This is a genomic window from Erwinia sp. V90_4 (genome assembly GCF_029967685.1).
Classification (GTDB): domain Bacteria; phylum Pseudomonadota; class Gammaproteobacteria; order Enterobacterales; family Enterobacteriaceae; genus Erwinia; species Erwinia aphidicola.
The window spans coordinates 1-10,085 of the sequence record NZ_JASCAQ010000005.1; the positions used below are offsets into that span (position 1 = coordinate 1).

General features: G+C 47.8%; 11 protein-coding genes and 3 pseudogenes. 4 read left to right on the forward strand and 10 right to left on the reverse strand.

Features of this window, described 5'->3' with window-relative positions; genetic code table 11:
• Positions 1-188: hypothetical protein (locus tag QLG07_RS02130; protein WP_282468357.1), on the reverse strand; the 188-nt coding region annotated here is incomplete at its 3' end.
• Positions 189-212: 24 nt separating this feature from the next.
• Positions 213-1,019 (reverse strand): DUF1460 domain-containing protein, encoded by an 807-nt coding sequence (locus QLG07_RS02135; protein WP_282468358.1) that lies wholly within the window; start codon positions 1,017-1,019, stop codon positions 213-215.
• An 850-nt stretch (positions 1,020-1,869) separates the two neighbouring features.
• On the opposite strand from QLG07_RS02135, the pseudogene QLG07_RS02140 reads away from it, so the two are divergent.
• Positions 1,870-2,098, forward strand: a pseudogene (locus QLG07_RS02140) (DDE-type integrase/transposase/recombinase); the annotation flags it as partial.
• 307 nt (positions 2,099-2,405) lie between these two features.
• On the opposite strand, the gene QLG07_RS02145 reads toward QLG07_RS02140, so the two are convergent.
• The 3 genes and pseudogenes from QLG07_RS02145 to QLG07_RS02155 form a co-directional block, all read right to left on the reverse strand.
• Positions 2,406-2,615 carry a DUF1187 family protein gene (locus QLG07_RS02145; protein WP_282468359.1) on the reverse strand — a complete coding sequence of 70 codons (210 nt, stop codon included), beginning with the start codon at positions 2,613-2,615 and terminating at the stop codon, positions 2,406-2,408.
• Entirely contained in the window at positions 2,603-3,265 is a 663-nt protein-coding gene (locus tag QLG07_RS02150) for a transcriptional regulator (protein WP_282468360.1), read from the reverse strand. Before QLG07_RS02150 ends, QLG07_RS02145 begins: the two co-directional genes overlap by 13 nt.
• A 602-nt stretch (positions 3,266-3,867) precedes the next feature.
• Positions 3,868-4,157 (reverse strand): annotated as a pseudogene (locus QLG07_RS02155) (transposase); the annotation flags it as partial.
• 825 nt (positions 4,158-4,982) lie between these two features.
• Here QLG07_RS02155 and QLG07_RS02160 point away from each other — a divergent pair.
• From QLG07_RS02160 to QLG07_RS02170, 3 genes and pseudogenes are all read left to right on the forward strand, one after another.
• Positions 4,983-5,819, forward strand: a complete 837-nt coding sequence (locus QLG07_RS02160; protein ID WP_282468361.1) for a winged helix-turn-helix domain-containing protein — start codon at positions 4,983-4,985, stop codon at positions 5,817-5,819.
• Between the two features lie 5 nt (positions 5,820-5,824).
• The gene (locus QLG07_RS02165) at positions 5,825-6,283 is read left to right on the forward strand and encodes a hypothetical protein (RefSeq protein WP_282468362.1); all 459 of its coding nucleotides are present in this window, start codon (positions 5,825-5,827) and stop codon (positions 6,281-6,283) included.
• 538 nt (positions 6,284-6,821) lie between these two features.
• Positions 6,822-7,995 (forward strand): annotated as a pseudogene (locus tag QLG07_RS02170) (IS3 family transposase).
• A gap of 36 nt (positions 7,996-8,031) precedes the next feature.
• Here QLG07_RS02170 and QLG07_RS02175 read toward each other — a convergent pair.
• The 5 genes from QLG07_RS02175 to QLG07_RS02195 all read right to left on the reverse strand — a co-directional run.
• Positions 8,032-8,292 carry a DUF1456 family protein gene (locus QLG07_RS02175; RefSeq protein WP_282468363.1) on the reverse strand — a complete coding sequence of 87 codons (261 nt, stop codon included), beginning with the start codon at positions 8,290-8,292 and terminating at the stop codon, positions 8,032-8,034.
• Positions 8,267-8,755 (reverse strand): hypothetical protein, encoded by a 489-nt coding sequence (locus QLG07_RS02180; RefSeq protein WP_282468364.1) that lies wholly within the window; start codon positions 8,753-8,755, stop codon positions 8,267-8,269. Before QLG07_RS02180 ends, QLG07_RS02175 begins: the two co-directional genes overlap by 26 nt.
• A 135-nt stretch (positions 8,756-8,890) precedes the next feature.
• Complete coding sequence (locus QLG07_RS02185) at positions 8,891-9,256, reverse strand: type II toxin-antitoxin system PemK/MazF family toxin (RefSeq protein WP_282468365.1); 366 nt, start codon at positions 9,254-9,256, stop codon at positions 8,891-8,893.
• Complete coding sequence (locus tag QLG07_RS02190; protein WP_062818657.1) at positions 9,256-9,528, reverse strand: hypothetical protein; 273 nt, start codon at positions 9,526-9,528, stop codon at positions 9,256-9,258. The genes QLG07_RS02185 and QLG07_RS02190 overlap by 1 nt, the downstream gene beginning before the upstream one ends.
• A 63-nt stretch (positions 9,529-9,591) precedes the next feature.
• On the reverse strand, positions 9,592-10,085 hold a 494-nt coding region (locus QLG07_RS02195; protein ID WP_282468366.1), incomplete at its 5' end, for a plasmid SOS inhibition protein A.

Here is a 10,085-nt window from a genome sequence, read left to right on the forward strand (position 1 = left end):
AATCTGTCCTGCCACAGGGACACTCGCCCCGAATCTGATTTATTCAACAAAGCCTCTGCCGGCACATTGCCGGCAGGCGCCACGTCATTTAACCCCGGCCTGTGCGGAGCGGTGTGGCATGCCGATAACAGCAGGGGAACCATCAAGCAAAGAGGCTTTTTTCCTTCCGATATCTGGATTCTTTTCATACGGCGGCTCCGGTAATGGGCGGGTCACTCGGCCCGCAGCACGACGATGCCCGGCTTCGCGCGCATGTATTCCAGAAACGGCGAATCCACCACTTTTCTGTTTGCTGCCAGTGAGGATGCATTCCTGAACCACACCTGCCCGTCGTGGCGGACCACGATACCCACATGCGAAACGTCCAGCCCTTCAAGCGGAGAGTAGACGCCGACATAATCCCCGGTTTTCAGACGGTCCAGCACCTGCTGACTCATGGCTTTTCTAGGAATGTAATTTATTTTACGGGGATGAATGCCCAGCCCTGGGATGTACTCCCCCCCGTCCGGTTTACGGTTAAGCTGTTTGTCCGCCACGGCATAGTCATGGCTGATATCTGGCGTGACGTCCCGGGCATTGCGTGGTGCGGTGGTGAACCAGTCGGAGAAGAAGTGCCGGCGGCTGAGGTAGTCAACGTTCCCCCCGGTGTAACGAACCTCTGTAAGATTATGCAGGAACGATTTCTGGTCATGGCTGCGGGTCAGGGCCTCGACGTAATCTGCCAGGGTAGAGCAGTCCACACCGTTGAAATTAACGACAAGCGCTTCGGGGGTACCGGGCCCGCCGATGAGCGTATCAGCCTGGTAAGGCGTACCAAGAAAAGCAGATGACACGCGGCTGATAACTTCCCCGTGATTTTCACCTGAAAAAGGGATGACATCCGAGTTAATAATCTGGTTTATTTTTTCTGCCGTAACGCTGTCCATCATGGTCTGATATTTTTCTGTACCGGGGGCGGCACAGGCCGTCAGATACGCCGACATAAATAAAATCGTCCATATTTTTACTTTCATAATCATCTTCCTTAAAGGTAAAAATCCCACCTGTATCTTTAAGGAAGATGATTGTAATAGATACAAAAAAGCGCTATCGGTTGATCCCTCGTTGAAAAATCAGGAACCGGATCGTGCGGAATGTGAAGGCCATCACGCGACCTTACTCTCTTTCGTTTTTACTGGGCTATCCTGTGGGGGCTGAGCGCTCAGTGATGCATGACTGCGAGTTAATGTCGGAAATTTTGGCGGTTCCGGCGCAGAACCCCAGCCAGATGCGTGAGCCCGCGGTAAGAACCAGCTCGCAACGGGGCAGGTCGCTCAGAACGGAAGGAGGATGGCTCCGTTCCGGGTCTGATTGAGCCGCAAGCATCACGGGCAGCATGACCGGTACTTCTGACCGTGTTGCCAGCAGCTCCTGATGATAAAGGCGCCGCCAGTTGAACAGCAGATTGTCATTAATGTTATTTGCGTGGGCAAGCTATGCCACGCTGACGCCGGGATGCATCGACTGCGCCATCAGGGCGACTTCGAAGTCGCGGGGGAAGGTGGGACGTCGTGGTCGTTTGCGGGCGACAGTGATTTCACAGGGAGTAGGGACTACGGGAAGAACGGACGATTTTCGGGATGCCTGCCGGTAAAGGCTAGGACAGACCGACCTTCCTGAAACGAACATAGAGACCACAGGCGGGGGTTTTGGGATGCCTCACCGGCGTCCAGCCTCAATACGTGGCATTTTTTCCTCAAAGTGGAGGCGAAGTAACTCAAGGAGCCATGTCCGATGTTTCACGCGATAGTGCCCATTAAAAAATGATTGACACTATTTTCCCGGAACCGGAGTCCGCTGCACAGACGTTATAAATGTGACGCTTACGCAGATGAAAGCATCGGGGTCAGACAGAGTAAGTACCTGAACAACTTTGTGGAGCAGGATCACCGTACATCAAACGAAGGAAAAAACTGATGAGGGATTCAAATCATTCCGTCGGGCGCAGACTGCCCTTGCGAGTATTGGGCTGGTACACATGATACGCAAGGGGCAGTATCAACATACGGACGAGGACGGATTGCCCCCATCTGAACAATTTTATCTTTTGGCCGCATGAATAACAGTCAACACCGCTACTGCTGACTTGCCGTTGTTACTGCGACAGAACCTTTTTTTTCCTCTCCTCGATTACTGCCTTTTCACATCGTAGTTCATCATTGGCATTAGCCTGAAACTGGCTCACTGCTTTTTCTGCCGCCGCCCGAAAAGGCGTTTCCATCGAGTTCGGCTGTTCCCATTAATAACGTAGCGCCCTTAAAGGGCCAGCGTCACCGCATTGCGGTTTCGGTGCCTTATCTGTCCCGGGTGCCCTTTGCCCAGACCAGCCCTGATGCTGTGCCCTCTGCCTCGTCAACGGAGCATCGTTACACTGCCTGCTGAATAATCCTCGCATCTTCCGCCTTCTCACAACAAAACTCCGTCAGCCTGACCCGAAATCCATGCCCTTTTCCGGCTTCCCTGGCCCGCGACAGCATATTTTCACACTGTGTCTGCGTCAGCCGGCGCGCTGAATAATACGTCCATGACACCGGCGCGCCTCCCGCTTTGTTTATGATGGCTGTTATACGGTACATTCGCCTCTATCCTCATCGTCCCCTGTCGGTGGCTTCGAATCTTTGTGCTCCAGCCCCGGAATACCCGGCAGTCCCCGGTTACGCTCATACACGAACTGTAAAAATAAAGGTTGCCTTAATCCCGTCTTCGCAAGAATTTTATGCCGGTGCATATACAGCGTCTTGACCGGTCTGCCCATCAGTCGCGACAGTGCCGGTACGCTCATCCCTGACAGAAAAAACGGCAGCAGACGGCGCTCCGTCAGTGTCAGGCCGTAGCCTGCAACCCGCTCCTCTCCCGTTTGCGGCTCTTCCCACTGCCAGGTTCTTCTCAGGGCAAGACTTAACGAGACAATGTCCTGCTGCTGATGCACAATACGCTCTCCCCGGCTTCCGGCCGGAAACACCCGCCCGGTATCCTCCCGCGTCAGCCAGACCGCCGTGGCGTCAGGCCGCAGAACCTGTAGGGCGTTAAACACGGTCCACTCCCCCCGGAACAGTATCCGGCTGTCCACCGCAATGATGACTCGTCGCGCATTTCTGACCTCCCGCGGCAGACGGTGTGCACAGAATCCCGCCTGCAGGCAGACCATCTCTGGCAGCAGCGCAGCAAGCCCTGCGTACAGCCAGCTGTTATCCGTCAGCACTATCAGCAGCACATTACTATTCATGTAGTGTCCCCCCATCACGGCGCATAAACCAACCCTGCCAGCGCGTGATCTGCTTCTCGGCTGAATCCAGTAAAGTCGTCAGCCGCATAAAAGCACAATTAGTAATAAATGTCATTCCCCGCCCCAGCGTGAGAAGCCCCCTGATAACAACAAGAGAAGCCCATGTACATCCCAGATACTGTACTGACTGACTGCGCTGTCTGGTATCCTGTTTATCCGCATGATTTGCCAGTATCACCTGCTTAATGCAGTAGGTGATTTCCTGTAAAATAGCCTCCCCGGTCGTCATCCGGAATGCCCGCGGGAGGTGTCGGTGCGTCACCCAGTACGTGCGGTACAAAAGCAGCAGCGCATCGTAAACTACGGGGGGAGTAAACGTGGACACTGTCATCTCTCCAGAACAAATTCATCATTAACTTCTTCACTGCGTTACGCTGACTCAATGCAGATATCCAAAAATCCGCAGTCATGGAAACGGTCTCCTGTACCTTTCGCCAGCTCGAGGCCGACATATTCTCACACTCATTACACACCATCACCTTACACGCGCTTGCCGTCAGCAGAAAATCGATGGTCTGACCATAAGTATCAACCGCCCGTTACAGATATTTCCACTGCCCACTGACTCTGATAAAGGCTTCATCCATTCGCCACCGGCGGCCCACTGTGCGTTTGTGACGGCGAAACGCCTTATTCAGATGCGACATAAGGCGGATGACCCATCGGTGAAACGTGGAATGATCAACAGTGATACCACGCTCTGCCATCATTTCCTCCAGATTACGCAAGCTGAGTGATTACGCTAGGTACCAGCGGACACACTGCGCGTAATCTCGACGGGATAATGCAGGCACTGAAGGCTTTTTGAAGTAGGGGCATTGTCCGGAAATATATTATAAAAACAGCATATTACCTGACAACTCCTTAATGCGGCAAAGCCCGGCCTCCTCCGGGACTAGCGCAATAGTTAGATTAATCTTCTTATAATCCTCTTTACTACCAATTTCACTTTCAGCGCATGTGGATGTATTCCCCCAAAAGAGTAGATATAATGCATTTCCTCATCAATCGGATATGGCTTAAAATATTCAACAAGATCAAATAAATAGTTTGCTTGCGTTAGAATCTGATTATAATTACTGATTCTTTTTTTTATATCAGCTTTACAGTTGCAATTTAACAGCTCTGCTTTTTGCGTGCTAGGAATAGCAGCCTTATCGACTGAACCTAAAATCAATGAAGCGCAGCTGAGAACCAACGAAAAAAACGAAACGGTGATCATATAATCTGGCGCTCGATTCTTATGTATAAATATATATTATTAATGCGGGGTAATTTCTGCTTATGATAAACCTCAAAAAAGTCATGATTTATTCTGCACCCGTGCTTAAAAAATCCTCGCAAACTTTGGATTTCTGTAGTTATTAGTTTTAAATATTAGCGTAACAGGTATGCAGATCAATACATACCAAGTTGCCGCAATCTCTCTGTCAGTCAAAAAGTCAAAATAAAACCTATGACTAATTTTTTGAAATAGTGATAGGGCAACGCTTCATCTCTTCTGACCTAGGATATAATGACAGAAGCTCACTAAAGAAAAAGTTTATTTTTATTTAATCTTATTAATAATTATTTTAGTTTAAACTAAAGAACATTTGTTGCTAATGAGCATAGATATGTTATAATGTAACAATTAATGCATGCGGTTGAGGCTAAAATGGATAGAGTATTTATAATTAATGATGCTTTTAAATTCACTTTATCTGAGAACAAAGTCGTTGCGATCGGCAATGATAAGAGAGTAGTTAAATTAAGAGCTTCAGCCTCATTCTGTTTTGCTTTATTGCTTGACAAGCAAGGGGAATTAGTTACACACAATGAACTCTACGCGTATGCTTGGGAAAGATTTAAGATGCCATCAAGCATTAATGTATTACACAATACTATTTTTTACCTGAGAAAATCAATGTTTGAGATAGGTCTAGACGGCAATCTAATTGAGACCATCCCTAGAAGAGGTTTTGTTTTATCAAGAAAAATATCTGTTATTATTTTAAATATTGAAAATGGTCTTTCTGATAATATTTCACCGACCTGTGAAATAACCACTAACCCTGAAGATTCTCTTTTAATTCAAGGTGGACCATCATCGCCTCACACCCATGAAGATATCTACTTACATGAGCCGAGCGCTCCAGAAACAAAAAAAACCAAAATAAAACGTCAAGCCTTAGGTAAAATTGATCTTATCTTTATCTTTGCTTTATCTTTTATTTTGATTTATTTAACATATATTTTTTCATTTCCATCTATAAAATCACCACTTAGATACCACCAAAGTGGTAATTATCTGTCTTGTACTGTCTTTCAAAACCGTTCTAATAATTTAGTTCTACCTCAACTACATCCTATCGAAGAACTCTGCTCTACAAGGAATTATTTATACGTATCAAACTTAACTAATGCAAAATTGGTTTCTATTATTGCTTGCAAGGATAGGCTCAGCTATACTTCGAACGATGATTGCACCTCCTTTATATTTACATTGAAATAAATCATATGAAAATCCTCATTCGACTAGTTTTAGTAGCCATAATAATTTTTATATCCATTGTTTTTTACTATTTCTCAAAACCCCCTCATGAAATAATTTGCGTTGGTAATTTATCATTCATTAAAGATCAGCAGAAAATGGTTCTGTCTTCTAGGATTTATCTAAATGGTAATGTTGGCTCATTGTATTTAAAGGGAGAAATTCATGAGAGTCATGGAATAATATACACTGTAAGCAGGATGGTTGATTATAAAAGCAGCTCTGAAGGTTATCAATTTGACTGGCTATCAACTTCAGTCGAAAAACAACGTGAAGAAAACATTCCTGACGATATATCCGAAAAATGGTTACCTGGATTTTACACCAAAGAAAATAACCACATAAGAATTTATTTAAATAGAATAAACCTTGATTCCATTCTTGTATCAGGAGAACTTATGCCCTATTACATCTGCTCATTTTAGTCTAAATTAATTTTAGATTTCATTATTCTGAACATAACAATTAACCGTTTTAACTATGCACGGTGAAAAGCATCTCGAAATAATCATACGCATATCACTTGACTTTTAAATTTTAAATCAGGTCTTTTAATAAATCGGCCTTTTTACCGTAGTCAGGATCAGATCACCATATTCTTAACTCTTCAGCGATATCACGTGGCAGAAAAAACGTCATGGTTAGGAAAATCAATCGTCCCTTTTTGTGTTTCCTAACCATTAATTCAGGAAAAGAATATCCCCAAGTAGTAAGTATTGCCGTGGGGTGATGCGGAAAAATGGCTTTTTTTTTTTAAATCTAAGACCCGTTTTCCAAGCGCACTAATCCAGCTCCGATGCCCGAAGCCATCGGTTTCTCGCCATCTGATACAGCCTGACAGAGAGCATTTTTGTGGCGTGAACGCCCGCCAGGGCGCCGGCAAAACGCAACTGTAGTGGCATAGTGAATTGGCCACCTGAATAGAGGTGATATCATCACCTCATAGTCAAAACAGGTGACATTATGACCGGACGTAACAGACGCAATTTTAGCCCCGAGTTTCGCCTCGAGGCTGCCCAGCTTGTACTCGATCAGCATTGCACCGTTGCCGCCGCTGCCACTGCGATTAATGTCGGCAAATCCACGATGGATAAATGGGCTCGACAACAGAAAGAAGAGCGAGCGGGAAAATCACCCATAGCTTCACTCATGACACCTGAGCAGATTGAGATACGTGAGTTGAAGAAAAGACTTCAACGCGTTGAAATGGACAGGGATATATTAAAAAAGGCTACCGCGCTCTTGATGTCAGACTCCCTGAACAATTCTCATTAGTTGAGAAACTCAGGGCGCGGTTTCCTGTTGCCGTTGTGTGCAACGTGTTTGGGGTTCATCGCAGCAGTTATAAATACTGGCGGCAGCCCAGGAAGCCTGACGCCACGAGAGTGGCATTACTGAGCCTTGTACGTGAAGTTTATCGCGAAAGTAACGGTTCAGCAGGAGCGCGAAGCATTGCCGTAATTGTCACCACCAAAGGTATAAAACTGATCCGCTGGCGGGCATAAAAGCTGATGAAAACGCTCAATATTATCAGCTGTCAGCAACCTGGCCATCGTTATAAGAAGGCGTCTAAGAAAACATTGAGATCCCTAATCATCTGGATCGCCAGTTTGCTGTTACAGAGCCTCATCAGGTCTGGTGCGGTGATGTGACTTATATCTGGACGGGAAAACTCTGGGCTTATCTGGCTGTTGTCCTTGATTTGTTTTCCCGTAAACCGGTTGGCTGGGCGATGTCATTTTTCTCTGATTCCGTACTGACAGACAAATCCCTGTCGATGGCCTGGGAAGCACGGGGAAAACTGGCTAATTTACCGTATCACTCGGATCAAGGCAGTCACTATACCAGCAGGAATTTCAGACAGTTATTGTGGATATATCAGACAAAGCAAAGCCTGAGTCGCCGGGGAAATTGCAGGGATAACAGTCAAATGGAACGGTTCTTCAGAAGCCTGAAAACAGAGTGGGTACCGGATAATGGCTACGCGAATTTTAGCGAAGCCAGCACGGCAATAACGTATTACATCACAGGATATTATAGCCACCTCAGACCTCATCAGTATAATGGTGGTTTGACGCCGAATGAATCAGAACGATTGTTCTGGAAAAACTCTAAAGCTGTGGCCAGTTTTTGTTGACCAATACAAAGCTGCTTGTTCAGCAGTATTGTTAACTTACACTGCTGAAGGGTCGTCTTCAATCAGTTTTTCCTCTTTCAAGGCATCGATAAAGTCCCGCAAGGCCTTTTCAGGCATAGGGCGAAAGTCGCGATTAAAGTGCCCTGCACGCTTACTCCATGCGTTGATTTTGGCCCGGCTTACATCCCACCCTTTCCTGATAAAAAGTTCTTCAATATAGTCCTTGTCCTTATGTAGCCGGAGAATGAGGCACAAATCTTTAAAAACGTCATTAGTAGGGATCGTGCTGACAGACATAGAAAATCTCTCCATCATAAATTCTGGCCGTGAACTGTGATTTAAGCTGCGCCGCTTTCAGTTTTTGTTTAGAACGGGATATCTCAAGATTGTGAGTGTTCAGCGGCCTGCCGTCATTGGTCACGGCATTGGCCAGCTGGATTGATTTACCCCGCCCGGCGGCATTGGTGCAAAGGCCAATGACTTCACTATGACGAAGGACGGCGGCTTCAGTGGCGCCCTGATTTTCCAGCGTTGTTCTGACCTGCTCAAACTGGCTGGCCCATTCTGCGGCGGCATCAGCAGCCATTGAAAGATGCAGGCTGACCTCCTGTGCTAACATTTCCAGCGTGGGATAGCCGCCCTTATAGCGATCGTCTTTCCACAGTTCGAACAGCGTCGCACCGGTAATGACGTCCATTCCTATACTGCGGGCAGCAGTCTGAATTGCAATAAAACTAGCGGCCTGGCTTATATTTTTCATGATGACATCCTGTATGGTTATCAATTGATTTTAATAGTTTGCCTGCACGGCAGTTTACATAATAAAAGAATAAAAAAATCATCCTTAACGGTCCTGAAAGACAGCTGCCTGCTATGCAGGCCAGCTGATTCAGTTTTAACGTGGGTCAATCAGGTCCACAACCATTGAAAGGATCTCATCCATGATATGCGGCTCTACTTTAGCCGCATAGCTGGCCCTGCGGGCGGTCAAATCGAGGGAGCGCAGCTGATAGCATAATGCCACGCCTATCACTTTCCCGTTGTCGGTACTGTCCCCGTCCAGGTATACCGTGACGGCCTTCGAGCGGGCTGCTGCTCCTCCGCTCGTGACCGGGACGCATACGGCGGTTCCCAGGGCAGCGACCAGCTCACGCGGTGAAATGACAAGATAATAATGCGGTCCCCTGAACTCCCTTCCCTCGACGGGGTCGCCATTGACGTGCCAGATTTCGCCTTTCTGTGGCACCTTCCTTGATACCATCAGATCGCCTCCCTGCCCTGCGGCTCATCATTCAGGCCGTCACTGATGTCCTGATTAAACTGGCGGATCTCTTCCTCGTCGATCCCCTGTAGCAGCTGCGAGAGTGTTTTACTTCCCCTCGCCATGCGGCCTGATGGCTTAATGCTCACGGCTTCGCCATCCGCAGTCACATCGAGCAGGGTGCCTACACTCCATCCCGCCTTTGCCGCGATGTCGCTTGGAATGGTTAACACCACAGCACCGCCCTGTTGCCGTAATCGGGTTACTGACATATCGCCTCCAGTGTGTAACTTTGTCACACTTATAATACCATAGAGTGACACAAAGTCACACTTTTATGGAGATTTTTTCATCATTTCATCCTGAGTTATTAGCCTCAGACGGTTTTGACTGAAGTTAGTTTCCAGCGAGCTAAGCCAGTCGGGAGTATGGCTGTTACCGTCGTTCAGGGCGCCGATCACGAACCAGAGGGGATTGCCCATACCTTCAAGTGGCAGAAGGCGCTTAAGCGAAGGAAACCGTTTTTGCCACCGCCAGAATGCCCCTTCGAGCAGCTCGTCAGGCAGGTCTTCCCACCGGCTGTACCACGCGCTGGCCGTCAACGGCGTGCAGAAGTTCAGCTCAGCCGCCGCCTGCCCTGCCCGTCCCTGCAGCAGCATGTACTCCCGCGCCGCCTGGCTGGCTTCACGCCGGGCCGCCGCGTGCATGGACAGTGCCCGTTTCTTCTCACGGCGGTCATCGAGGGCGAAGCAGTATTCGGGAAACAACTGCTGCCGCACGCTGCCCGACAGCGGCAGCGGGCAGTGCAGCCCGTGGCTTTCCAGCAGCA